The following is a 25,553-nucleotide window of genomic DNA, read 5'->3' as shown; positions in this document are numbered from 1 at the left end:
TAAATATAAGAAATTGTATTAAAGAAATTTTCAAATAGCATTTTATATAAGTTTAATTGCAATTATCAGATAGAAACCAATAACTTTTGTAATCTATAGTTTGTCCTTTAAAATTTAAAGGTGGAGTAAAGCTAGCTCTACCTCCAACAATATGTGCTCCATTAGCCATTTCATCTCTTATATATTCCCAAAGTTTTGCTTGTACTTGGGAGCTAGATGCTCTTGTAGATAAGAAATAATATTTAGCTCTACTAATAGCGGTATTCAATGCTAATGCTGTTAATTCAGCAGCTCTTCCTGAAGATATATAACCTCCATTAGATGCTGAATTAATTGGCATCTCAAAATAAATTGTTGAGGATATAATACTGAAGCAACATTATATTCCCCTGTAGCAACATCATAATAACCTATCAAAGCTACAATATTTTTCGTTGCTGCTGTTTGCCAATTACTTGTAACATTTGAATACTCAAACGCCCTACAACTAGGAGGAGTCTCTACTGTTGTTGAATTATTATTACCTCCGCCTGCACCGCCACCACCAGCATTACCAGAAGTATAATCATTAGAGGATCCACCAGTGTTTAAGCTACTGCCATTTCCAACAAAAATTAAATGATAATTATCGTTACGGTAATTGTTATTTACAACTACATCTCTCAATGGAGTAGGACTACCGCCACCAACTGTAGTCGGATACTGCCATAATCCACGGTCCGAATATATGTCATCATCATCCGGTGCTATAGGAGCCATTTTTTGGCTTATAGCTTTTTTGCCGCTAAATTCTTTAACCGTTCCGTTTGCAACAAGTTTGTTGTTTTTAAAGTTAGCAGCTTTTACAAAACCTGTTTTTAAATCCCAGGCAACAATATGACCGTTAAAATCTTCATCATCAATTAGGGAAACATTCTCTATTTCATTTGATTTATCGGGATATATTTCAAAGAGCAATGCTTGGTACTCATCAATGCCTAATTTATACAGATATAATTTCTGTTCCCAAATTTCATCTGCGTGTTTGTTTGCTTTATAGACAGGAACAACAATAACTTCCATTCCATCTTTCGATTTTTTAATTTCAGCCTGATTCCATTCATAATCTAAATTTTCAAATAAAGCATAATTTTCACTACTTGATTCATATTCTTTAAACCACTTTTTAGCGAGTGAAACATTTGAAATTTCTGGATTTGATACATTATCATCATCATTTTGACATCTTGAAAAAACAACAGAAATCATCAAAACAATACTTAAAACTACAATTTTTTTAATTTTCTGGCTCATAATGATAAATTTTAAAGATTTTTACTACAAAAACAAACATAACAAATAATCCTTTACAAAAAGATATTTTGAAGGAAAATTATTACTTTTTTGTCGAGTCTTTAAAAATTTAACAAATACCCACAAAAAAACCTGCTCAAATAAATGAACAGGTTCTATAAATTGAACTTTGTCAAAATTTGAAACTTTGACAAAGTTATTTTGCAGTTTTAAGAAGCTATTTCCATACGCTTCAATAAGTTTTTACTCAACGTATGTTCTGCATATTCTTTGTCGATTGTCAAAGTTGTATCATCAGAACTTGGCAATTCGTACATTGCATCTGTCAAGATTGCTTCACAAAGCGAACGCAATCCACGAGCTCCTAACTTGTATTCTAAAGCTTTATCAACAATAAAATCCAAAGCCTCATCTGTAATGCTGAATTCAACATCATCCATTAAGAATAATTTTTGATATTGTTTTACCAAAGCATTTTTAGGTTGTGTCAAAATTGCACGCAATGTTTCTCTATCTAAAGGATCCATGTGCGTCAAAACTGGCAAACGACCAATGATCTCAGGAATCAATCCAAAATCTTTAATGTCTTTCGGAATAATATATTGCAATAAATTGTCTTTGTCGATATTATCTGCATTTTTAGAAGTCGAATAACCCACTGCCTGACGGTTCAAACGTTTTGAAATAATACGCTCAACTCCATCAAAAGCTCCACCTGCAATAAACAAGATGTTTTGAGTATTAACCTCAACAAATTTCTGGTCTGGGTGCTTACGTCCTCCTTTTGGCGGTACATTTACAATCGTTCCTTCTAATAATTTAAGCAACGCTTGTTGAACACCTTCTCCAGAAACGTCACGAGTTATCGATGGATTATCGCTCTTGCGAGCAATTTTATCAATTTCATCAATAAATACGATTCCTCTTTCTGCTTTGGTTACATCATAATCTGCGGCTTGCAAAAGACGAGTTAAAATACTTTCAACATCTTCTCCAACATAACCTGCTTCTGTCAATACTGTTGCATCAACAATAGCCAAAGGAACGTCTAACATTTTTGCAATCGTTTTTGCAACCAATGTTTTTCCAGTTCCGGTTTGACCCACCATTATAATGTTGCTTTTTTCAATCTCAACTTCGTCGTCTAATTGCTGTTGCATTAAACGCTTGTAGTGATTGTAAACCGCAACCGACATTACTTTTTTAGTCTGATCCTGACCAATAACATATTGATCCAAGAAAGCTCTGATTTCTTTCGGTTTCTTTAAAATTAAGTCTCCAACCAGTTTAGCATTTCCGCTGGATTTTAATTCTTCTAATACGATTCCGTGCGCTTGTTCAATACACTTATCACAAATATGTGCATTAATCCCGGCAATTAATAAATTAGTTTCTGGCTTTTTTCTTCCACAAAACGAACATTCTAAAACTACTTTTGCCATTCTTTATTTAAATTATTAAGCTGCAAAGATACTAAGTTTCTAAGCTTTTTATTTTAATTAAAACTTAAAAACTTAATTCTTTGCAGCTTAAATCTTTGTTTTTTGTTTCAAGTTTTATTTTATTTCAGGTTTTAAGTTAACTGCTGCAACTTGAAACCTGAAACCTGAAACTTTTTTTAACTTCTTCTCAATACTTCGTCGATCATTCCGTATTCTTTTGCTTCGTCGGCTTTCATCCAGTAATCACGCTCACTGTCTTTGTGCACTTTGTCAAAAGTTTGTCCTGAATGGTGTGAAATGATGTTGTATAATTCATCTTTTAATTTCAACATCTCACGTAAATTGATTTCCATATCTGTAGCAACACCTTGCGCTCCTCCAGATGGCTGGTGGATCATTACTCTTGAATGTGGCAAAGCCGAACGTTTTCCTTCTGCTCCTGCGCATAATAAAACCGCCCCCATAGAAGCTGCCATTCCAGTACAAATTGTAGCAACATCTGGCTTGATGTATTGCATAGTGTCATAAATTCCTAAACCTGCATAAACACTTCCTCCTGGAGAGTTTAAGTAAATCTGAATATCTTTTGAGGCATCAGCACTTTCCAAGAATAATAATTGTGCTTGAACGATATTTGCAATTTGATCGTCGATACCAGTTCCTAAAAAGATAATTCTGTCCATCATTAATCTAGAAAAAACATCTAATTGAGAAACGTTCAACTGACGCTCTTCAATAATGTATGGAGTCATATTAGTTGGATTCATCGCTGCAACGATTTTATCGTAATACATTGCGTTTACCCCTTGGTGCTTTGTAGCAAATTTTTTGAATTCTTTACCGTAGTTCATATTTTTAGTTTATAAGGTGAAAAGTCTAAAGTCAGCTAGTGACTCAAACGAATTAAACAAAGTTCGTACCTTTTTATAAAGGATGCCAATTTGTCTTCTTTTTTAAGATGCTAAGATTCTAAGACTAAGATTCTAAGTTTTTTTTCACTACGAAACGATTAGCAACTTGAAACTTGACACAAAAAAAGAACGTCAACAGAATAAAAAATTCCATTGACGTTCAAATATAATTATTTTTATCTTTCAGTTTCTGTAATAAAATCTTAATTTTTAAAAAGTATACTTCTAGCTTTCGACTTTAGAACTTTTGACTTTCAGACTAAAATTTATTCTCCGTAAGAAGCTGCAATAAATTCTTCGTAAGTAACCTCTTTAGTTGTTGGATTAGCTTTTTCTTTGAAGATATCTAACATTTTAGCTGCTACAACTTGCTCAGAAAGTCTTTTCACTTCGTCTTGGTTAGATAAAACTCTAGCCACGATTCCTTGAACTTCTTCGTCAGTTGGGTTTGTTTGACCAAATTGAGCCATTTGCTGTCTGATAGCGTTTGATGTAAACTCTTTCAAGTCTTCAAATGTAATTTGAATGTTGCTTTGAGCTAAAGCTTTTCCTTCGATTAATTGGAAACGTAAACCTTTTTCAGATCTTGCGTATTCAACTTCTGCTTCTTCTGGAGTTAATTTTTTCTCACCTACAGTTTGCAACCATTTTTTCAAGAATTCAGCTGGCAAATCGAATTTTGTGTTTTCGATCAAGAAATCTTGAACATCCAATAATAATTTTTGGTCAGCTTGCTGCGCGAATTGAGATTCAGCATCTTCTTTAATTTTAGCTTTTAAATCTTCTAAAGAAGCTACTTTTCCTTCTCCAAAAAGTTTATCAAATAATTCTTGATTCAATTCAGCTGGCTCAGAACCGTTGATAGCTTCGATAGTGAAGTTTACTTCAACATCTAAACCGTGAACACCTTCGTGACCTACTTTTAAGTAATCCATTAATTGGTGATCGTCTTCAAATAAACCTTTTGTGCTTACCGTAACAACATCTCCAACTTTTTTACCTGTGAATTGTTTTTGAGCTTTTTTGCTGAATGCATCTACAGCAATTGTAGTTGTATTATTGATTCCGTTTGCTTCGCTTGAGAAAGTTCCAGTCAAGTCAGATTTTACATCAGATACTTCTTGTGGAACTGCTTTTCCAAATTGTTTTTGGATACGCTCTACTTGTCCCTCGATTAATTTATCGTCAGCAGTAACGATATATTTTACGATATTATTTTTAGCTTCTAAATCAATTTCGAAGTTTGGCACTAAACCAATTTCGAACTCAAAAGTTAATTCTTCTGCATTCCAATCAAGGTTTTCGTTTACTTTTGGAAGCGGAGTTCCTAAAAGATTTAATCTTTCAGATTGAATATAACGCTCTAAAGCCAAATCAACTACTTTTTTAATCTCTTCTTGCTTAATAGCTTTTCCGTATTGTTTTTCAACAAGATCTTTAGGCACTTGTCCTTTTCTGAATCCTTTTACTTGTGCTAAAGGCATTTTTTCGTTAATTCTTTTTGCTACTTGACCTTTATAATCCATATGAACAACGTTCATAACAATCGTCTCGTTTACAGCGTCTATTGCTACTCTTTTAATATCCATCTTCTTCTTTAATTTACATAATAAAATTGGGTTGCAAAATTATAAAATTTTTGCAACCCAACCAAGTTTTTAATCTATTGTATTTGAAGCAGTTTTAATCTGCTCAATTTGTTTTATTTATCGTCTCCCAGTATTTTATAAGTGATCGATTGCAGAATAGACAAAATAACACTAAAAATTAATGCCGTCCAGAACGAATCGACTGCGAAACCACCAACAATTTTAGTACATAACAGAATCATTACTGCATTTATGACCAATAAAAACAAACCAAGTGTCACCACTGTTACAGGCAAAGTCAAAATCACCAAAATAGGTTTTATAAAAATATTCAACAAGCCTAAAACTACTGCAACAATTACAGCCGTTCCGAAACTAGCGACAACAACCCCAGTTAAAAGGTTTGATAACAATAAAACCAAAGCTGCAGTAACAAGAAGTCTAAGTAATAATTTCATAGTTTATCAGGTTTAAAATTTATTTAAAAGTAATATTTTTTTTATCAAAAGTAAACTACTCTTTCAAAAACCCTGCTGTCAACTCAAAAAACAGCTGCGGATTTTCGGCATGAAGCCAATGTCCTGCATTTGGAATTGTTTCTAGTTTTAAATTCGGAAAATGCTCTTTTATTGCATCAATATCTTCATCCTGAATATAGCCTGAATCTCCTCCTCTTATAAATAATGTTGGATTATTGAAAACCAAACCTTCTGCCAAAGGTTTTCCAATAGCATCCAGATTATTATTAAAAACCTCTAGATTAAATCTAAAAGCCAATTGTCCCGGCTCCTTCCAATATAAATTCTTTAGCAAAAACTGACGCGTTCCAAAATCTGGCACATATTGCGCAACGATGGCTTCAACGTCATTTCGGCTTGGTTTTACAGAAAAATCAACTGCATTTAGTCCCGCCAAAATATCTTGATGATGTTGTTTATAAAATCTCGGACCAATATCGGCCACGATCAATTTATCGATAATTTCAGGATGAGTAGTCGCAAAAAGCATTGCTACTTTTCCGCCCATTGAATGTCCAAGAATGTCAATTCGCGTTAAATTATGTGCCTGACAATATTCAAAGACATCTTGAACCATCGCTTCATAACTCCATTCATCTGAATGAAAACTGCGCCCGTGGTTTCTTAAATCCAAAATATGAACCTGAAAACCCGCTTCTACATATTGTCCGGCAAGTGTTTTCCAATTATCAGACATTCCCAGAAAACCGTGCATGATAATGAATGGTTTTCCTTCGCCTTCTATTTTTGAGTAAAGCATATTTTTATTTTTACTTTGAAAATTTATTTCAATTTATTCAGATACATATTTACCGTATTATCCAATCCAAGATAAAGCGCCTCCGAAATTAACGCGTGACCAATAGAAACCTCCAATAAGCCCGGAATATTCTCTTTGAAAAATTTGATATTATCTAAACTTAAATCATGACCGGCATTGATTCCTAAACCTAATTCATTTGCTAATACAGCCGCTTTCGTATATGGCTCGATTCCTTTTTCATTTCCTAAACTGTATTGATGCGCAAAACCTTCAGTGTATAATTCAATTCGGTCGGTTCCTGTTTTTTTGGCACCTTCAATAATTTCCAAAACTGGATCAACAAAAATTGATGTTCTGATTCCGTTTCTTTGAAATTCTTGAATAACCTCGGTCAAATATTCTTGATTTTTGATCGTGTCCCAACCTGCCGAAGATGTAATTGCGCCAATTGCATCAGGAACCAGCGTCACTTGATCAGGCTTGCATTCTAAAACCAAATCAATAAAATTATGTTGCGGATTTCCTTCAATATTATATTCTGTCGTAACAATTGCTTTCAAATCACGTGCGTCTTGGTAACGTATGTGACGCTCGTCTGGACGTGGGTGAATAGTAATTCCTTGAGCTCCAAATTTCTGAATATCCACAGCTACTTTTAACAAATCAGGAACATTCCCGCCACGAGCATTTCTTAAAGTTGCAATTTTATTGATATTAACACTTAACTTTGTCATATAAATAGATAATTAATTCTAGTAACACTATATTTGTAAAGACAAAAATACAAAGTAAAACGTCGTAGTTTTTGGTATTTTTTGATTATTTTGCAAAGGAAATATCTTTAATTGATTTATGACAGAAATTACAAACTATATCACCAATGATTTCAGAGCGATTGATAGTCAGGAAACGATAGCCTCGATTCAGGATTTTTTTATCGATGTGAATTTTTCTCATTTCCCAATTTTAGAAGATGGGATTTTCATTGGCAGTATTGTGGCTGATGACATTGAAACTTTTGACACCGACAAAAAAGCAATTGACTACAAATATACTTTAGAACGCTTTTTTGCCCGAAAATCAATGATTTGGCTGGACGTTTTAGAGGTTTTTGCCAAAAATCACACCAATACGGTTCCTGTATTAGACGAAAACAATAGTTATATTGGCTATTACGAAATGGAAGATATCATGAAATTCTTTCAGGAAACGCCATTTTTAAAAGAACAAGGAGGAATCATAATAGTTCAAAAAGGGCTATTAGATTATTCTATGGGGCAAATTGCTCAAATTGTTGAGAGCAACAACGGCAAAGTCCTTGGCTGTTTTATTTCTGAAGCCGATCTTGAAAATGTTCAGATTACGGTAAAAATTGGAACCGGCCCATTGAATGAGATTATCCAAACTTTCAGACGATATAATTACGAAATTATTTCTGAGCATCAAGAAGACGCTTATATCAACAGCTTAAAAGAACGCTCAGATTATTTAGACAAATATCTCAACATATAAATTATGAATGTGCCAATGAGAAAATTAGCCAATTAGATAATTTTCACATTTAAACGATTATCTAATTGACACATTGACAAATTATCTAATTTAAAAAGAATGAAAATAGCCATTTACGGACAATATTATCAAAACAGCACCGAGCCTATTATAAAAGACATTTTTTTGTTTTTTACCACCAATAATGTCGAAATTGTTATTGAAGAGAATTTTCTGGAAATGCTTTATGAAAAACAGCTTGTAAAAAAGGAATACAAAACTTTTTCATCAAGCACAATTCTAGATAATAGTTTTGAAATGCTGATTAGTATTGGCGGAGATGGAACAGTTTTAAGATCTGCGGCTTTGGTCCGAAATTCTGGCGTACCGCTTTTAGGAATCAATGCAGGCCGATTGGGTTTTCTTGCTAAAGTTCAAAAAGAAAACATCGACATCTTACTCCAATATGTGATCGATCAAAATTACACCACTTCTGAAAGAACACTTCTTGGACTGACTTCTGAACCAAATAATGAAGCTTTCGCAGAATTGAATTTTGCAATGAACGAAGTTACTGTGAGCCGTAAAGACACCACTTCGATGATTACCGTAGAAACGTATTTAAACAACGAATACTTAAATTCTTATTGGGCAGATGGCCTAATCATTTCGACACCAACAGGCTCTACCGGATATTCATTAAGTTGCGGAGGGCCTATTTTAACGCCAGATGTGAAAAGCTTAGTCATAACACCAATTGCGCCACACAACTTAACAGCAAGGCCACTTGTCATTCCTGATGACACCGAAATAACTTTGCGCGTTTCAGGAAGAGAAGATCAATACTTAGTTTCTTTAGATTCAAGGATTTCATCTGTAAAAAACGAATCTATTTTAAAAATCAAAAAAACAGATTATAAAATCAAAATGGTAGAGATTCCTGGCGAAACTTTCCTGAAAACATTAAGAAATAAATTACTCTGGGGCGAAGACAAGAGAAATTAAGTCTTTTTCTGACACTCAGCTATACGATAATACCACTTTTTCTCGTTCTGCATGTATCGAATCCGCATTAAATGTCTCAAAATCATATTGTAAATTGAAAAAAAAGCACATTTAACTAAAGCGACGTTGATTCGTATCGATAATTATTATATTTGCACGCAATTTTGAATTAAATGAAGAAAATTTTTAATTTATTGTTATGTTTTTTCCCCTTTATTGCACTTCATGCTCAGATAAATGAGTTAGGTGTTTTTGTTGGTGGAAGCAACTTTGTTGGTGACGTCGGCAGTACGACTTATATCAATCCAAACAAACTGGCTTTTGGAGTACTATACAAATGGAATAAAAGTCCGCGACATGCGTACCGCTTTTCATATACGCAATCCACAGTTTCCGGAAATGATGTTGACTCAGAAGAATCAGGAAGATACAACCGAGGATACAGCTTTAGAAACAACATCAAAGAGCTTTCAGCAGGTTTAGAATTTAATTTTTTTGATTTTAATTTGCACGATTATCATACAAAAGTTACACCTTATATATATACAGGTTTAAGTTACTTTTTTTATGATGATTTATACATTGACGGAGGCCGCACCTACAAAGACAAAACTTCAAGCTCAATTGCCATTCCGATGACTTTGGGAATCAAATCAAATGTAACGCCCCACTTTATTATAGGAGCCGAAGTTGGCGCCCGCTATACTTTTACAGATAATATTGATGGAAGCAATCCAAACAACAACAATCTTTCGAGTTTGCGTTTTGGAAATTTAAATAATAATGACTGGTATGTGTTCTCTGGCATTACATTAACTTATACCTTTGGACAAAAACCGTGCTATTGCGCACAATAACAAAATGAATTTACTAGACTCTATAGATCACAAAAATTTGCCTAAACACCTTGCCATTATCATGGACGGAAACGGACGTTGGGCTAAACAACAAGGTTTTTTACGCGCTTTTGGTCATGAAAATGGCACAAAATCAGTAAAAAAAACAATCACAACCTGCGCCAAACTTGGCATTGAGTATTTGACATTATATGCTTTTTCTACTGAAAACTGGAATCGTCCAAAATTGGAAGTTGAGGCATTGATGAAAATATTGATCAATTCATTAAAAAAAGAGCTAGTTACTTTACAAGAAAACAATATCAGACTTAACGCTATTGGAAATCTTGAGAAATTGCCAAAATCAGCCCAAAAAGAACTTTTAGACGTTATGGACAAGACGAAAAACAATACTCGTCTTACGCTAACACTGGCTTTAAGTTATGGATCGAGAGAAGAATTGGTAAATGCCGTGAGAATCATCAGCGATAAAGTTAAAAATAATATAATTTCATTAGACACTATTGACGATTCAATTATAAATGAGCATCTTTACACGCAAAATTTACCTGACGTAGATTTATTAATACGAACAAGTGGAGAACATAGAATAAGTAACTTTTTGCTATGGCAGATTGCCTATGCAGAATTGTATTTTACGAATGTCTTATGGCCAGACTTTAAAGATCAAGATTTATATGAGGCTATCATTAGTTATCAAAAAAGAGAACGTAGATTTGGAAAAACAAGTGAACAAATTAAATAATTTTTTAGTGTTACAAAAAAGAATACCACAAATAATCTGTACCCTATTATTTTTGGGGAGTTTTTCACAAATAAAAGCACAAGAGCGAGTTCCTTTTGATCAAGGAAAAAAATATATTCTTGCAAAAGTTTCTGTAGTTGGTAAAATAAGCTTCAATGAACAAACAGTTGTTACTTTTTCTGGCCTTCAAAAAGGACAGGAAATCACTGTACCTGGTGAAGAAATCAGTAGTGCGATCAAAAAATTAGGCAAACTTGGCCTTTTTGATGAAATCGCTTTTTATATCAATAAAGTTGAAAATGACAGTATTTATTTAGACTTAAATATTGTTGAGCTTCCTAAATTGAACGAAGTTAAAATCGTTGGGGTCAAGAAGAGTAAAATCGAAGGACTTATTAAAGATAATAATTTGACAAAAAGCAAAATTGTCAATGAAAACTTGATTACCACGACCAAAAATTACATCGAAAATAAATACAAAAAAGAAGGCTACTATAATACAAAAGTTACTATTACAAATACACCTGACACCACTGCTGGAAACCAAGTAAATATGTTGGTTCGAATTGACAAGGGCGATAAGGTAAAAATTAGCAGTATTGATTTTACTGGAAACAAACAACTTACAGATACGCAATTAAGAGCTGCAATGAAAGACACGAAACAAAAAAATGTTCTCCGTGTTTTAAAAGCGTCAAAATTTATTCCTGAAAAATACAAAACCGACTTAGAAAAAGTAATTGCAGCTTACAAAGAGAAAGGTTACCGCGATGCTCGTATTATCTACGACTCTGTTACTTATAATAAGGACAAAAATATGCTTGCCATAAAAATCAATGTTGAAGAAGGAAACAAATACTACTTTGGTAACATTAAATTTTTAGGAAACACAGTATACTCTGATCAACTTTTACACCGTTATTTGGGAATCAAAAAAGGAGAAACTTATAATGGAGTTTTACTAGAAAAACGTATCGCAGACAAATCAAAACCTGATGCAGAAGACATTACAAACTTGTACCAAAACAATGGTTACTTGTTCTCTAATATCAATGCAGTAGAAACTAGAACAGCAAATGATACAATTGATTTTGAAATTAGAGTAACAGAAGGTCCTATTGCCTATTTCAACAAAATATATGTTACAGGGAATGACAAAACAAATGACCACGTTATTTATCGTGAGTTAAGAACTAAGCCTGGAAACAAATACAGTAAAGAAGAATTAGTTAGAACTATTCGTGAGATTGGTCAGCTAGGTTTCTTTGATCCAGAGTCTATCAAACCAGAATTTAGAAACGTGGACGCTGGAGCAGGAACTGTAGATATTGAATACCAACTTGTTGAAAAAGGATCTAGCCAGGTCGAGCTTCAAGGAGGTTATGGCGGAGGTGGTTTCATCGGAACTTTAGGGCTTTCGTTCAACAACTTCTCAGCGAGAAACATATTCAACAAAGAATCATACAAACCACTTCCTATGGGAGATGGTCAAAAAGTAGCTCTTCGTTTACAAGGAAGTACATACTTCCAAACGTATAGTTTATCATTCTCTGAACCATGGTTTGGAGGCAAGAAACCAGTACAATTTAGTTCTGCGATTTCATACAGTAAACAGTTCAACAACAATTATGCAACAAGAACTGTTGATAAAAGCAAAAGTTTTAATATTTTTACTGTACAAGTTGGTTTAGCAAAACGTTTAACTGTGCCTGATGATTTCTTTGTATTGTCACAATCTGTAAGTTATCAGCACTATGATTTGAATAACTATTACACTGGATTGTTTACCTTTGGTAACGGAGCATCGCGAAACCTTGCTTATACTATAGGTCTTACTAGAAATAATAAAGGTACAAACCCTATTTTCCCAATGTATGGTTCGGAATTTAGTATTTCAGCAAAAGTGACGCCTCCGTATTCTTTACTTAACGGAATTAATTATGCTGATTTAGGAAATCAAAAAGAATACAAAAAACAATATACAGGTACAAACACATCAGATGATTATGGTCAACCACTTAATAATGGTGATTATTACAAAACTGATACTGCAGGAAAAACTGTTAGTGTAGGATCTGATTATGCAAGTGCAGATACTGACCAAGCTAAAGTCGATCAAAAGAAATACAACTGGTTAGAATATTATAAAATTAAATTCAAAGCAGACTGGTATACTAAAGTTTACGGAAAATTAGTGCTTAGAACATTAACAGAATTTGGTTTCTTAGGAGCTTATGATCAAGCAAGAGGAGTTGTACCGTTTGAGCGTTTCTATTTAGGAGGAGACGGAATGGCGCAATACTCAATGGATGGTAGAGAGACTATTGGTTTAAGAGGTTATCCAAACGGATCATTGACCCCTACAAATGCTGCGGGTCAACAGATTGGAGCAACAATCTATAACAAATTCTCTATGGAGTTACGTTATCCTATTACACTAAAATCGTCAGCGTCAATTTATGCGTTGACATTCTTAGAAGCAGGAGCGTCTTATCCTCAATTTAAGGATTACAACCCATTTGATTTGAGCCGTTCTGCAGGTGTAGGATTACGTGTATTCATGCCAGCATTCGGATTATTAGGAATTGATTTTGGTTACGGTTTCGACGCGCTTCCTAATTCTGTTACCAATAAACCAAATGGATGGGAAACTCATTTCATTATTGGACAACAATTTTAGACAATTAGCGTTTGGTTAAAAATCATCAATAAAGTTATGTTATGAGAAAACAGTTTTTATTTTTATTTTTAGCCTTGATTGTAGCAAATACAAGTCAGGCACAGACAAGAACGACAAGAATTGGCTATATAGACATGGAGTACATTCTTGAAAACGTTTCTGACTATAAAGAGGCAACAGCTCAATTAGAGCTCAAAGCTCAAAAATGGAAACAAGAAATTGAATCCAAAAAAATAGAAATAAACAAACTGAAAGAAAGCTTAAAAGCAGAAAAAGCACTTTTGACAAAAGAGCTTATTGATGAAAGAGAAACTGAAATAAAATTTCTGGAAACAGAAATGATGGATTATCAGCAAAAGCAATTTGGTTCTGATGGAAATCTGATTCACCAAAAGGCCGCATTGGCTAAACCAATCCAGGATCAAGTTTTTACGGCAGTACAAGATATCGCAGAAGCTAAAAATTATGATTTTATTTTTGATAAGTCTTCAGATTTGACGATGCTTTTCAGCAACAAAAAATTTGACATCAGCGATCAAGTTATTCGTGTTTTAAACAGAACTGACAAAAGAGAGCAATTGACTAAAAAACAATTGAAAGATCAGGAAGTTAAGGAAGCCAAAGAAAATGCTATTGATGAAAATCCAGCAATGGCCGATCGACAAAAAGCACTTGATGAAAAAAGAGCTGCAAGAGAAAAACTAATCGAAGACAGAAGATTAGAGCAAGAGGCTAAGAAAAAAGAATACGACGATAGAAGAAAAGCCATACAAGCCGAAAGAGAAGCTAAAAAAAATGGCACGGTTTCTGAACCTGCAAAAACAACTGAAGCCGCCAAAACAGATGCCACGGCCAAACCTGTTGCAGGAACAGCAACTGAAACAGCTCCAGCAACAGCAGCACCAGCGACAACTGAGCCAGCAGTAGATAAAGCAGCAGAAAGACAAAAATTATACGAACAACGTAAAAAAGAATTAGAAGAAAGAAGAAAAAAAATATTAGAAGAGAGAGAGGCCGCTAAAAAAGCAAAAGAAGCCGAAGCACAAAAACCTAATACGACCAATAATTAATTAATATTTTAAAAATGATGAAACAAATCAAAACTTTACTAATTGCTGCCGTTCTAATTTTAGGAGCAAGTAACACAATGAATGCACAGGCTAAGGTTGCCCATGTTGATGTTAGCGAGATTATGTCGAAAATGCCTGCTATGCTAGATGCACAAAATCAATTGCAAAAATTAAGTGGTACATACGACGCTGAATACAAAAAAATGGTTGACGAATACCAAACTAAAATCAAAAAGTACGAGCAAGAATCTACAACAGCTACTGAAGCTGTAAACACAGAGCGTGCTAAAGAAGTTCAAGACATGCAAAAAAGAATTGTTGATTACAGAGACAATGCACAAAAAGAACTACAACAAAAAGACAATGACATCATGAAACCAATTATGGAGAAAGTGAAAGCTTCTATCCAAAAAGTTGGAAAAGCTAAAGGTTACCAATACGTTTTAGACGGTTCTAGCCTTATCTTAGCTGATGGTCCAAACATCACTGCTGATGTTAAAAAAGATTTAGGATTCTAATAAACGAATTCTTCATTATTAAAAAACTGCTCAAACTTTTAAAAGTATCGAGCAGTTTTTTTTTACAATAAATTAAAATAAAAAAAGAAAATAATTCGCAGATTTCAGCTAAATTCAAATATCAATTTATTTCAAAAAATACTAAATTTGTATTTATGACAAACAATAATCCTATAGGCGTTTTTGATTCTGGAATTGGAGGAACTTCAATCTGGAATGAAATTCATAATCTCCTTCCGAACGAAAAAACTATTTATTTAGCCGACAGCAAAAATGCTCCTTATGGTCAAAAAACCAAAGAAGAAATTGTTGCGCTCAGCAAAAAAAATGTCGAATTTTTAATTGAAAGAGGTTGCAAATTGATTGTTGTAGCCTGCAATACTGCAACAACTAATGCGATTCGTGAACTAAGAGCTGATTACGATATTCCTTTTGTTGGTATTGAACCAGCGATCAAACCTGCCGCAAATAATTCAAAAACTCAAGTAATTGGTATTTTAGCTACTAAAGGAACTTTGAACAGCGAATTATTTAATAAAACTGCCGAAATGTTTCAGAATACCACAATCATTGAGCAAGTGGGTTATGGTTTAGTACAGCTTATTGAAGACGGGAATTTAAACTCGCCAGAAATGACGGAGCTTTTAGAATCGTACTTAAAACCCATGATTGATGCAAATATTGATTATCTCGTTTTAGGTTGTAGTCATTATCCTTACTTGATTCCTCAAATAAAAAAAATTCTGCCGGACCACATCCAGATTATAGATTCTGGTGAAGCGGTGGCCCGTCAGACCCAAAATATTTTGCGTGATAAAGTTGGTTTCTCAGATCTTAAAGAAGCCGAGCCTGAGTTTTATGTTAATTCAAATCCTGCAGTATTAGAATCAATTTTAGACCACAAATATCAGGTGATCAAAAAAGATTTCTAAAGACTATTCAAACTTTCGCTTGACGAACCATATTCCGTCTAAGGATAAATTCAGAGATAATTTATGATAATTTTCTTTAATTAAATTATCCGATATTCTTCCTTTTTGTCCATAAGAATAGGATATATTCAAAGTTGTCAATGTGTTTTCAATTGGCAATGAAAGTCCAATAGAAACTGCGGCATTATTTATTCGTTTGCCATCTACTTCAAGATATCCGTTATCAAAGTTGGCTCCCATTGCATATTGAACGCGGTCCCAATATTTTCGATAATCTTTTTTTGCACGATAAGTAAAGCCAAGCGCAAATCGGTCCTGATTTACAAAATTTCCGTACAACTCAGATTGTTTGGTATCATCCCAAAAACTCTTTTCATAATCTAAAGTCATGTTTAGATTATTTTTAAAACGTTTGCTAATCCCCACTCCTATTTCTAAAGGCATATAGTAATCGTCTATATCTGACGCAACCTCTGACTGAATTGTTGTTGTCACATCATCTGCAATAGTTGCAACGCTTTGTACTTTTGAGGCATTGACTTGAGAAGGAAGCTTGACCACTGGAGCAATTGTAAAAGTTGAATCGATTTTGTATTGTGCTCCAAATGTTGCTCGAACACCTTTATAACTCGTTTTTTTGCTAATGGTGGTGAGTGTGTTTGTAATCAGGTAATGCCTTTCATCTGTTGTGCTTCCAAATAATACTGAACCCGTAAAACCAACAGAAAGTTTCTTCTCAAATCGATAACCATAAGAAAAATCAAAATTATTCAATCCGCCAGACCCAACTGCGGTTAAATAATAATATTCCTGGCTTCCTTCTATTGGCAATTTTAGATTTGAAATTTTAAAAGCCGCACTCGAATATGGACGCAATGCCATACTAAATCCTGAGTTTTTAGTGACTGGAAAAGCAAAAGCCATGTGCGAAAACTGAAAATTATTTCGCTCTTCAGTACGCGAACTGCTTTGATAAATTGTTTTTATAGCTTTTCCTCCAATATCAAACATAAAATGATTTAAAGAAGTAAACCCCAGCGACGCCGGATTTAAATTATTGATAAATGTATCCGAAGGCAAAGCCATACCCGAAGAACCAATCGAAGGAAGAATTCCGAAATCAGAATCATATACGCTGCCCACTCCGTAAAGTGAATAAGGTGAACTTGAAATACTTTGAGAAAATGAAGTCAGCGACAATAAAATGAAGCAGCTTAAATAAATGATTTTACTTTTCATTTAATAGGAGATATAATAAATTTTCAATTGAATTTTATTGTTCGGATGTTTTTGATCACCTAAAACAATTCGATTTACGGTCTTGTAAATTCCTGGCAATGTCAAAATCAGAGAAGATTTTGAATCTGATGATTTAAGCATTTCTTTTTGCAAAAAGTTTCCAACCGGAATGGAATAACCAACGTCTTCATTAAACTCATCACTTTTTTTATTTAAAATTCCATAAACCGTAGTTCCAGCAGAGTTTACCAAAGAAGTACTTATTCGGTTTAATTTATCTGCTACAAAAACAGACAAGGAATCTGCTAAAGGATATTTTGCCGAATAGGTGTTATTGACGGGTTTTAAGATCAGTTCGGCATTTACAATTGCTCCATTATCTGAAATATATTTGAGCTGCTTAATGTTTGGGAAATCGATCCTGCATGCGACTCCTGTTCCCGACTGAATAAACCCTTGCCGATCTGTGAGCGAACTTGATAATTTACTGCTCGAGACAGGCAAATTCTGAATCAGAGTTCCTGTTTTATCTGATGAAACAGAGTTAAACTGTCTTGTTGCATCAGCAATTGTAAAATCCAAAATATAAGATACCTCTTCAGTATCTGCTTGATATTTGGAGTAGTACAACCGCACTTTGCTGGTCGAAACATGAAAGCCAATCATGCTAGAAGAATTTGTTGTAGCAGGAACAATCACAAGTCCCTTGAGGTATTCTGAAAAACTATCAAAATCTGTAATTTCTCTCTTTTTTAATTTCTGAAAAAGTGCAGAACCAAAAGCATCACTCATTTTTATTGTGATAGAATCTTTCTCTATTGGCCTTGGCTTATAAGATATAGTTCCAATATTTTCATCACTATAAGTCAATGAAGAGTTGTTGTAAAAATTTTCATCTTCAGTATTTGGCTTTACTCTTTGTGTCAATCTGTGAATATTAAGCGTCTGCACACTTGTCGTATCGCCATAATAATAATTGTCATATTTTAAAATCATGGCTATCGAATCAAACACATAATTCACAGCTTCAGTATCAGAACCACCGCCAGAATTTAAGGTGTATGAATCGCCCGCCAATTGGAAGTAACTATTTGATTTTACTTTTCCCAAAATAGGATCATCATAGTTCCCCACTAAAATTCTGCTTTGATTTGACGTAATTAAGGAATCAAAATTTATTGTTGCCATATCAACCGTAACTGTGTCAATCATAATTACTTTATTGTTCACAGCCAAATAATCAGACCCAACAACAAATTCCCCAGCATCTGTATCTGTACCGCACGAAATGATCGTGATCGCAAAAAAGAACATCAATATAAACTTGTGCATAATAAAATTTTTGAGCAAATATAAAATGCCTCATTCTGCACGACACTATAACATATACAGCCTTGCTTTTTTGCACTACAAACAGCAAAAAATCATCTATAATAGCCCGAGACAAACAAATCTCGATTTCAGCCTTTAAAAAGGCAATTTAGTCTATCAAAAAACGCCATACATATATATTCTTTTTTTTTAAAGCATCAGCCACCTACTTTTGAACCAATAATTATGTAATGAGAATAAGGCTTTTAATATGTTCGGTTTTTACAATTTCATTTTTTAGTATGAAGGCTCAAGAAACTTTTTCGGCAAATGTGAATTTAAAAACAGAACCTACTGATAAAATTGATTTTAATGAGAGCGGTATTTCGGTAGTATTTAACAAAAAAATAAACCCAAAAAACCAGATCATCAACACAACTGAATATTCTAAGTTGAATATAAATTATGATTTAGATCCTTTTTCGGAACTTGAAAATTTAGATCGGTTTAATCAGTTTCACAACAAAACAGAGTATTCATTTCAAGCTTGGGACAAAACAAAGTTGAAATTTTCGCTTACGCCAATGTTTAGCTTTCAGCAGCATTTAGACGCATCTGATTTTACGATTTTAGGAAGTTTTGAAATCAATCAGCAATTGAATTCTAATACAACTATTTCTATTGGAGTGGCACGATCTAGCATTTTCGGAAATCCAAAATTCATTCCTGTTACAGCAATAAACTACAATTTGAGTGAAAAAAGCACTATTTCAGTAGGATTTCCAGACACAAAAATTTCATATTCAAATAATATCCGAAACAAATTCAGTTTAACAAACAGCTTCAATGGTAGCTTTTACAATTTAGACCAAAAGTCAGACTCGTATTTCAATGCCTCAAAAATGAGTTTGTCACAAATGACTTCGGCATTTGAATATGAGCGAAATGTAGACGGAAATTGGTTTATGAATTTTAAGGCTGGGTATGATTTCAACAAAAATTACAAACTCACCGATTCTGAAAACCACACTATGTACAATTTTAATACAAGCAACGGATACATTTTAGGAATTGGGATCAAATACAAACAATAAATAAATTTAATACATTATGAATAATTTGAAAAAAGGAATATTATTCGCGACTCTATTTTCAGCTCTTGTTTTTGTAGGCTGCAGTAATGATGATGAAGATGATGATTTGATAGGAAACTGGATTAAAAAGTCGGCTTTTGATGGCCCGGCGAGATCTAGTGCCACAAGTTTCGTTATTGGCGATTATGCATATGTAGCAACTGGTTATACCGGCGATGTATATTTAAAAGATTTATGGGCCTACAATTCAAATGGCGATTATTGGGAACAAAAAGCTGATTTTATTGGAGTTGGAAGAAGCTCTGCATCAAGTTTTGCTTTGAACGAAAAAGGATATGTAGGCCTTGGTTATGACGGAACAAATAAACTAAAGGATTTTTTCCAATATGACCCTACAAGCAACAGCTGGTCTCAAAAAACAGATTTTGCCGGAACAGGGCGTTATGGCGCACTTGGATTTCAAGTTGGCGGAAAAGCATACTTTGGAACTGGTTATGACGGAAACTATCTGAAAGATTTCTACCAATACAACGACCAGACAAACGCTTGGACATTAGTAAACGGTTTTAGCGGCAATAAAAGACGTAACGCTACAGTTTTTGTAATTGGCGACAAAGCTTATTTAGGAACTGGAATCAATAATGGTGTTTATCAAGAAGATTTTTGGGAATTTGATCCTGCATCAGATGTTTGGACAAGAAAACGTGATATCGATAAAGACCTTAATGATGATTACACTTATAATGACGATTATGCCGTAACGCGTTCAAACGCATCAAGTTTTTCAATGAATGGTTTGGGATATGTTGTTGGCGGTGATGGTGTAAAAACAGTTTGGGAGTACAATCCATCAACAGATCTTTGGGTTGAAAGAACTTCTATGGAAGGCGCAACCAGAACAGATGCAGTAGGTTTTGCAATCAACAACCGAGGTTTTTATATGCTTGGAAGAGTTGGATCAACTTACTTTGACGATGCCTGGGAATTTAAACCTCTTGATGAACAAAGCGACGATGACAATTAATACCAAAAATCAATTCTTCTGGAGCAAAATCCAGAAGAATTTATTGTTTATTTTACTTGTTTTGCAATTTATTGCATGCACAAAAGCAGTGACATTTAAAATTGATTCTTTTCAAACCAAAACTGGCTGGGGATATACAATTTCAGCCAAAAACAAAATCCTGATCAAACAGTCTATTATTCCTGTAATCAGTACTGTAAAAAGTTTTTCATCTGAAGAAGATGCTTTAAAAACTGCACATTTAGTGGTAAGCAAACTCGACCAAAATATGTCGCCAACTATAACGAAAAATGATTTAATTTTATTAAAAATAAAATTCTAAATGAAGCTAGACGCCATTAAAAATACGAATTCAAACAAAATTCTATTTCATTGCATTATATGGGTTTTCTTTATATTGACTTCTTTAATTCAATTTTATGAAAGCCCTTTCAAAATCAATAATGATTTTTATGCGCAGTGGATTACCGGAATTGTATTGTTTTACCTGAACTATTTTTACTTGGTTCCGGTTTTGCTTTTAGAAAAAAAATATTGGTTATACTTTAGTTTTGTTTTGGCTCTTATCGTATTGTTCATGGTTATTCGAACTCATTATTTTATTCCTGAATTCAGACATTTAAGACCAGATAATATGCGTCCACCAAGAATGATGCCTGATCCTAAATTTTTCCCAAAGGGCGCACATTTTAGAACCGAAATAAGACAGCCTTTCTTTTTTAAAGTAGCACCTTCCTTTTTCTATATTTTAATTATTACAATAAGTGCAATTATTAGAACATTGACTGAGTTTTACAATAATCAGCAAAATAAATTAATTGCCGAAACTCATAGAACAAGTACTGAATTGATTTATTTGCGAAAACAAACAAATCCGCATTTTTTATTCAATTCCCTAAACAGTATTTATTCATTAGCACACAAGAAATCTGATTTGGTCCCTGATGCCATCGTGACGTTATCTGAACTCATGCGCTACATGTTGTATGAAACGGATAACAAAACGGTGGCTTTAGAAAAAGAAATCAATTATATCCAAAATTATATCGAGCTGCAAAAACTTCGACTAAACAATATTGAAGACATTGTCATAAATGTGCACGGCGATACTCGAAATAAATTCATAGAACCGCTGCTTTTGATTTCATTTGTTGAAAATGCCTTTAAGTATGGAACAGATTACAAAGGCGCTGCGCATGTAAAGATCAAAATTTTCATTCATGAAAATAGTCTCGATTTTTGGATAGAAAATACAATCGAAAACTATGTTAAAGATCCGGAAAACTCCGGAATTGGTTTGGCAAATATTCAAAGCCGACTTGATTTGCTTTATCCAAATGCGCATCAGCTTACTATAACACAAGATAATGCTTATTATAGGGTGCATCTGAATTTAAATTTGGATCAAATTCAGACTGCTATAAATTAAAAATTTAATGCTGAAACGTTAAGAGATAATTATAAAATAAAGGCTTATTTTATGAAAATTTTAAAACTTAATTAATTGATTTCAAAGTACTTTTGAGCACCAAAACAAAATTTTTTAAAATCTAATTTCCAGCAGAATGAAATGTGTAATTATTGATGACGAACCCTTAGCAGTTGAATTATTAGAAGATTTTGTCAAGAAAGTAGATTATCTTGAATTAGTCAGCACTTTCAATAATGCTATTGATGCCGTTTCTTTTATCAATCAAAACAATGTCGATTTAATTTTTCTAGACATTCAGATGCCACATTTCTCTGGAATTGATTTTTTGAATACTATTGAAAAAAAACCGTTGGTTATTTTCACGACCGCTTATTCTGATTACGCTGTAGAAGGTTTCAATCTTGGAGCGGTCGATTATTTGGTAAAACCTATTCCATTTCATCGTTTTTTAAAATCGGTTGTGAGAGCACAGCAAATTATAAATCCAGCAGCTGCAATTCAGGCCATTTCCGAAAATACAACACCGCCAGAATTAGAGCAGGATTTTATGTTTGTAAGAGCTGAATACGAAAATGTAAAAATGAATTTTGCAGACATTCTGTTTATCGAAGGCCTAAAAGATTACGTAAAAATCTATACAACAGATAATAAATTTACGCTGACATTGATCAGTTTAATAAAACTGGAAAACTTGCTTTCCAGCAAAGGATTCTCTCGAATTCATAGATCTTATATCATCAATATAAAACATGTCAAATCGATACAAAAAAATAAGGTTTTGATTAGTGATAAGCGAATTCCAATCAGTGAAAGCTATAAGACTGCTTTTTTTGAAAAAATCAATTTGTAATTTTAAATTCCAATAAAAAAATCCCAAATTCCAAGTCTTATAGACAATTGGAATTTGGGATTTTAAATTTTTAGTATTTATTGTTTATTCTTCGTTTTTAAACCAACCAGAATACATTACATAATTGTTTGAAATGCGTTCAATTTCTCCAGCAAAATCAGATTGATTGATATCTTTCACTTTTTTTGCCGGTACGCCAGCATAAATGCTTCCTGATTCTACAACGGTATTTTGAGTAATAACTGCTCCTGCAGCAATAATGGCATTGCTTTCTATTACGCAATTATCCATTACAATAGCACCCATTCCAATTAAAACATTATCATGCACTGTACAGCCGTGAACGATGGCATTATGGCCAATTGAAACATTATTTCCAATAATTGTTGGATGTTTTTGATAGGTACAATGAATAATTGCTCCGTCTTGAATATTTACTTTATTTCCAATTTTAATAAAGTGAACATCACCACGAACAACGGCATTGAACCAAACACTGCAAGAATGTCCAAAAGACACATCACCTACAATTGTAGCATTTTCAGCAACATAACAATCCTCTGGAATCAAAGGCGATTTTCCGTTTACAGACTTGATCAACATAATATATTAATTAATAGCAGGACAATTACAATCGTAACGTTCTTTTTTACAAAATAAATTAACTCCTAAGGTAATTTGATGGTAGGCTCCAGTATCAAATTTCACATCGCCCATAACTTGTGAATACGTATAAGCAAACATAAAATTTTTAAAATTGACACCGATTATCGGAGTGAAATATTGCAGTTTTTGAGCTTTTACGCCACTTCCTGTGCTATATTGTGCGCCATCAAAACTTCTTCGGTATGAAAATGCGGCCCATAAACTTCCAAAGTCCATGTTTTTGTAGCCTTTCATATTCAAATCAATTGTTTTTTCTTTTGTCTTGTCAAAAACCTGAAATAATACAGAAGGTTCCCAAGTGAAATTGTCATTTTTGCCAAAAACATATCCTGCGCTCAACAAATACTTTCTCAAATTATCACTTTCGTAATCGGTATATAAATCTCTTCTAGTTTCAAGAAGTCCTTGAACTGTCGCATGAGCATAAAAATTCAAATAGTTGTAAGAAGCTCCAACATCGACATTGAAATAAGAATCTTTTTGAATTGAACCAAAAACGATTGGATCAAAAGTTCCTCCAAATGTTGTCTCATCTAACTGACTCTGAATCAATCCGCCACTAATACCAAATGAGAGCTGATTCAAATCAAGCTCATCTCTAGAAAACATAATATGATGTGCGTAAGTAAGTTTTACTCCTTTTTGAGAATGGTATCCGTTTTTATCATTAAAAACAATAATTCCGGCTCCAGAACGCTCTCCTATTCTACCATTAAAACTTAAAGTTTGTAGCGAAGGCGCATCTTCTTCACCAAACCATTGTTTTCTTGCTGTTAATCTAACTTTTGCACAATTTGCCGCACCAGCCATAGATGGGTGAATCAAATAAAGGTTATCCGACAAATAATCCGAGTACACAGGAATTCCTTCTTGTGAATAGGAATAAAATGAAGCAACCAAAAAAAAGAACAAAACCTTGATTCTAAATTTCATAAAGGCAAAATTGTTTAAATATATTTTTGACTCTTGTAATTTAATACGATTTATTTGTAAAGAGTCTTAATTATTTTATTAAAAAACCAAATATAAGTATTAGTAGAAAATAACTTTACTAAATTTGCAAAAAATATACGACCATGACAAAAATCACTATAAAAGAAACTCAAAATCCTACCATTCTTAAATTTGAGTTTGATGATTTCATCACAAGAAATCAAAATTTTGAATTCAAAAACATCGATGAAGCGAAATCTTCACCTCTTGCACAGCAATTATTTTATCTTCCGTTTGTAAAAACAGTTTATATTTCAGGAAATTTCATTGCAATCGAGCGATTCAGCATCGTGGATTGGGATGATGTAAAAGATGCTGTAGCAGAACAAATTGCTGCATTTGTGGACAAAGGTGGCGTTATTGTAAACATTGACGAAAACGCACCTAAAAAACAGCCAATTACGGTTTACGGAGAAACAACTCCAAATCCTGCAGCATTAAAATTTGTAGTTAGCAGAATGTTGACAAGAAATGCGGTTGAATATAAAAACATCGATCAAACTGCTTCTTCTCCATTAGCACAGGAATTGTTCAAATTTCCTTATGTAAAAGAAATTTTTATTGATGAAAACTATATTTCGGTAACGAAATATGAAATCAACAATTGGGATGAAATTACATTGGAATTAAGAACTTTCATCAAACAATATATTGAAAACGGAGGAACCGTACTTGATGAAAGCTTGATCGAAACTAAAGCCAAAAATGAAGCTAAAAAAGATGAAGCATTTGACAAATTAGATGTTACTTCTCAGCAAATCATTAATATTTTAGAAGAATATGTAAAACCAGCAGTTGCTGCAGATGGTGGAAATATTGCTTTTGATTCTTATAATGAAGACAACAAAACGGTAAAAGTAATTCTGCAAGGTGCTTGCAGTGGTTGTCCTTCATCAACTTTTACTTTAAAAAGCGGTATTGAAAATATGCTGAAAAGCATGCTGAATGATGAAGCAATTACAGTTGAAGCTTTGAATGCTTAATCCAAAAATAAAACAGTACATGAAAACGTCCGCAAATTGTGGACGTTTTTTTATTTAACCTTATATTAATCTTGTTTTCAGCAAATTATCAATAGAAAAACATTGAAATTCTGCAAAAAAGTTTAATATTGTAATCCTAAACCAATC

26 protein-coding genes are annotated in these 25,553 nt (G+C 33.4%); 14 read left to right on the top strand and 12 right to left on the bottom strand.

Annotation, left to right across the window (positions count from 1 at the left end; genetic code table 11):
* Window positions 1-52 precede the first annotated feature (52 nt).
* The 8 genes from SCB73_RS10405 to SCB73_RS10370 form a co-directional block, all read right to left on the bottom strand.
* On the bottom strand, window positions 53-340 hold the full coding sequence (locus SCB73_RS10405) for a hypothetical protein (protein ID WP_320569954.1): 288 nt from the start codon (window positions 338-340) through the stop codon (window positions 53-55).
* On the bottom strand, window positions 280-1,293 hold the full coding sequence (locus SCB73_RS10400; protein ID WP_320569953.1) for a hypothetical protein: 1,014 nt from the start codon (window positions 1,291-1,293) through the stop codon (window positions 280-282). The genes SCB73_RS10405 and SCB73_RS10400 overlap by 61 nt, the downstream gene beginning before the upstream one ends.
* A gap of 209 nt (window positions 1,294-1,502) precedes the next feature.
* Window positions 1,503-2,735: an ATP-dependent Clp protease ATP-binding subunit ClpX gene (gene clpX, locus SCB73_RS10395; protein ID WP_320569952.1), complete on the bottom strand. Its 1,233-nt coding sequence runs from the start codon at window positions 2,733-2,735 to the stop codon at window positions 1,503-1,505.
* Window positions 2,736-2,911: 176 nt separating this feature from the next.
* Complete coding sequence (clpP, locus tag SCB73_RS10390; protein WP_320569951.1) at window positions 2,912-3,586, bottom strand: ATP-dependent Clp endopeptidase proteolytic subunit ClpP; 675 nt, start codon at window positions 3,584-3,586, stop codon at window positions 2,912-2,914.
* A 326-nt stretch (window positions 3,587-3,912) separates the two neighbouring features.
* Window positions 3,913-5,235 (bottom strand): trigger factor, encoded by a 1,323-nt coding sequence (locus tag SCB73_RS10385; RefSeq protein ID WP_320569950.1) that lies wholly within the window; start codon window positions 5,233-5,235, stop codon window positions 3,913-3,915.
* Window positions 5,236-5,348: 113 nt separating this feature from the next.
* Window positions 5,349-5,693, bottom strand: coding sequence for a phage holin family protein (locus tag SCB73_RS10380; RefSeq protein ID WP_320569949.1), 345 nt, complete (start codon window positions 5,691-5,693; stop codon window positions 5,349-5,351).
* Window positions 5,694-5,748: 55 nt separating this feature from the next.
* Window positions 5,749-6,513 carry an alpha/beta fold hydrolase gene (locus tag SCB73_RS10375; RefSeq protein WP_320569948.1) on the bottom strand — a complete coding sequence of 255 codons (765 nt, stop codon included), beginning with the start codon at window positions 6,511-6,513 and terminating at the stop codon, window positions 5,749-5,751.
* Between the two features lie 23 nt (window positions 6,514-6,536).
* A complete protein-coding gene (locus SCB73_RS10370; RefSeq protein ID WP_320569947.1) occupies window positions 6,537-7,250 on the bottom strand; it encodes a pyridoxine 5'-phosphate synthase in 714 nt (237 codons plus the stop codon).
* A gap of 118 nt (window positions 7,251-7,368) precedes the next feature.
* Here SCB73_RS10370 and SCB73_RS10365 point away from each other — a divergent pair, with 118 nt between their 5' ends.
* From SCB73_RS10365 to murI, 8 genes are all read left to right on the top strand, one after another.
* On the top strand, window positions 7,369-8,028 hold the full coding sequence (locus SCB73_RS10365) for a CBS domain-containing protein (protein WP_320569946.1): 660 nt from the start codon (window positions 7,369-7,371) through the stop codon (window positions 8,026-8,028).
* Between the two features lie 99 nt (window positions 8,029-8,127).
* Entirely contained in the window at window positions 8,128-9,012 is an 885-nt protein-coding gene (locus SCB73_RS10360) for an NAD kinase (RefSeq protein ID WP_320569945.1), read from the top strand.
* A gap of 173 nt (window positions 9,013-9,185) precedes the next feature.
* Window positions 9,186-9,869: a type IX secretion system protein PorG gene (porG, locus tag SCB73_RS10355; protein WP_320569944.1), complete on the top strand. Its 684-nt coding sequence runs from the start codon at window positions 9,186-9,188 to the stop codon at window positions 9,867-9,869.
* A 4-nt stretch (window positions 9,870-9,873) separates the two neighbouring features.
* Complete coding sequence (locus SCB73_RS10350; protein WP_132989314.1) at window positions 9,874-10,614, top strand: isoprenyl transferase; 741 nt, start codon at window positions 9,874-9,876, stop codon at window positions 10,612-10,614.
* Complete coding sequence (locus tag SCB73_RS10345; protein WP_320569943.1) at window positions 10,547-13,294, top strand: BamA/OMP85 family outer membrane protein; 2,748 nt, start codon at window positions 10,547-10,549, stop codon at window positions 13,292-13,294. Before SCB73_RS10350 ends, SCB73_RS10345 begins: the two co-directional genes overlap by 68 nt.
* A gap of 41 nt (window positions 13,295-13,335) precedes the next feature.
* Complete coding sequence (locus SCB73_RS10340; RefSeq protein ID WP_320569942.1) at window positions 13,336-14,364, top strand: OmpH/Skp family outer membrane protein; 1,029 nt, start codon at window positions 13,336-13,338, stop codon at window positions 14,362-14,364.
* 14 nt (window positions 14,365-14,378) lie between these two features.
* Window positions 14,379-14,882: an OmpH/Skp family outer membrane protein gene (locus tag SCB73_RS10335; RefSeq protein ID WP_208749468.1), complete on the top strand. Its 504-nt coding sequence runs from the start codon at window positions 14,379-14,381 to the stop codon at window positions 14,880-14,882.
* Window positions 14,883-15,037: 155 nt separating this feature from the next.
* Window positions 15,038-15,814 carry a glutamate racemase gene (gene murI / locus SCB73_RS10330; RefSeq protein ID WP_320569941.1) on the top strand — a complete coding sequence of 259 codons (777 nt, stop codon included), beginning with the start codon at window positions 15,038-15,040 and terminating at the stop codon, window positions 15,812-15,814.
* A 3-nt stretch (window positions 15,815-15,817) separates the two neighbouring features.
* Here the strand turns inward: murI and SCB73_RS10325 are convergent, their stop codons facing one another.
* Both SCB73_RS10325 and SCB73_RS10320 read right to left on the bottom strand, forming a co-directional pair.
* On the bottom strand, window positions 15,818-17,053 hold the full coding sequence (locus tag SCB73_RS10325) for an aromatic hydrocarbon degradation protein (RefSeq protein WP_320569940.1): 1,236 nt from the start codon (window positions 17,051-17,053) through the stop codon (window positions 15,818-15,820).
* The gene (locus SCB73_RS10320) at window positions 17,054-18,385 is read right to left on the bottom strand and encodes a DUF4270 family protein (RefSeq protein ID WP_320569939.1); all 1,332 of its coding nucleotides are present in this window, start codon (window positions 18,383-18,385) and stop codon (window positions 17,054-17,056) included.
* A 281-nt stretch (window positions 18,386-18,666) separates the two neighbouring features.
* Between SCB73_RS10320 and SCB73_RS10315 the strand changes: the two genes are divergently transcribed.
* From SCB73_RS10315 to SCB73_RS10295, 5 genes are all read left to right on the top strand, one after another.
* On the top strand, window positions 18,667-19,458 hold the full coding sequence (locus SCB73_RS10315; RefSeq protein ID WP_320569938.1) for a DUF6268 family outer membrane beta-barrel protein: 792 nt from the start codon (window positions 18,667-18,669) through the stop codon (window positions 19,456-19,458).
* Window positions 19,459-19,474: 16 nt separating this feature from the next.
* Window positions 19,475-20,482, top strand: coding sequence for a Kelch repeat-containing protein (locus SCB73_RS10310; protein WP_320569937.1), 1,008 nt, complete (start codon window positions 19,475-19,477; stop codon window positions 20,480-20,482).
* Entirely contained in the window at window positions 20,472-20,804 is a 333-nt protein-coding gene (locus tag SCB73_RS10305; protein WP_320569936.1) for a DUF4907 domain-containing protein, read from the top strand. Before SCB73_RS10310 ends, SCB73_RS10305 begins: the two co-directional genes overlap by 11 nt.
* Window positions 20,805-21,911 carry a sensor histidine kinase gene (locus SCB73_RS10300; protein WP_320569935.1) on the top strand — a complete coding sequence of 369 codons (1,107 nt, stop codon included), beginning with the start codon at window positions 20,805-20,807 and terminating at the stop codon, window positions 21,909-21,911.
* Between the two features lie 136 nt (window positions 21,912-22,047).
* On the top strand, window positions 22,048-22,764 hold the full coding sequence (locus tag SCB73_RS10295; RefSeq protein ID WP_320569934.1) for a LytR/AlgR family response regulator transcription factor: 717 nt from the start codon (window positions 22,048-22,050) through the stop codon (window positions 22,762-22,764).
* An 84-nt stretch (window positions 22,765-22,848) separates the two neighbouring features.
* On the opposite strand, the gene SCB73_RS10290 is transcribed toward SCB73_RS10295, so the two are convergent.
* A complete protein-coding gene (locus tag SCB73_RS10290; RefSeq protein ID WP_320569933.1) occupies window positions 22,849-23,367 on the bottom strand; it encodes a gamma carbonic anhydrase family protein in 519 nt (172 codons plus the stop codon).
* Between the two features lie 6 nt (window positions 23,368-23,373).
* Window positions 23,374-24,363, bottom strand: coding sequence for a PorP/SprF family type IX secretion system membrane protein (locus SCB73_RS10285; protein WP_320569932.1), 990 nt, complete (start codon window positions 24,361-24,363; stop codon window positions 23,374-23,376).
* Window positions 24,364-24,506: 143 nt separating this feature from the next.
* On the opposite strand from SCB73_RS10285, the gene SCB73_RS10280 reads away from it, so the two are divergent.
* Window positions 24,507-25,406, top strand: coding sequence for a NifU family protein (locus SCB73_RS10280; RefSeq protein WP_320569931.1), 900 nt, complete (start codon window positions 24,507-24,509; stop codon window positions 25,404-25,406).
* Window positions 25,407-25,553: the final 147 nt, after the last annotated feature.

Origin of the sequence: Flavobacterium sp. KACC 22761, from assembly GCF_034058155.1 — a bacterium.
In the GTDB taxonomy this organism is placed as follows: Bacteria; Bacteroidota; Bacteroidia; order Flavobacteriales; family Flavobacteriaceae; genus Flavobacterium.
This window is presented reverse-complemented; position numbering and strand designations above follow the sequence as displayed.